Source organism: Streptomyces spinoverrucosus (assembly GCF_006539505.1).
GTDB lineage: Bacteria > Actinomycetota > Actinomycetes > Streptomycetales > Streptomycetaceae > Streptomyces > Streptomyces spinoverrucosus.
Window position 1 is genome coordinate 1 of the sequence record NZ_BJND01000029.1, and the last position, 524, is coordinate 524.

Annotated in this window: 1 pseudogene; it reads right to left on the minus strand. The window is 69.3% G+C overall.

Annotated elements, in window-relative coordinates:
- Window positions 1-87: 87 nt before the first annotated feature.
- Window positions 88-524, minus strand: a pseudogene (locus SSP24_RS42930) (hypothetical protein); the annotation flags it as partial.

The following is a 524-nucleotide window of genomic DNA, read 5'->3' on the forward strand; positions in this document are numbered from 1 at the left end:
AATCTTTGGAGGACCCCTGGTCCCAGCGTTCAGCTGGGACCAGGGGTCCTTTTGTTTTTACAATGCTTGCGGTACCAAAGACAGGAGTCACCGATGTCCACCAACTCTCCCGACGACCGACCGGAGCGCGACCAGCGGCGAGGGGATGGGGGGCAGCGCGGCGACCGTGGCGACCGCGGCGGCTTCCGACGCGACCGTGGTGACCGGGGCGGCTTCCAACGGGACAACGACCGTGGCGGATACGGCCGTCGAGACGGCGACCGGGGTGGCGACCGCGGTGGGTACGGCCGACGTGATGATCGGCGTGACGACCGTGATCGCGGACCGCGCAGGGACGACAAGGGCGGCCGGCCCGGTGGTGTCCGCAGGGACGACCGAGGTGACCGCCCGGCATTCCGCCGCGACGACCGCGGCGAGCGTCGTGATGACCGGCGTGGTGATGACCGTGGTGGCTTCCGCCGTGACGATCGCCGTGGTGATGACCGTGGTGGGTTCCGTCGCGACGATCGCCGTGGTGATGACCG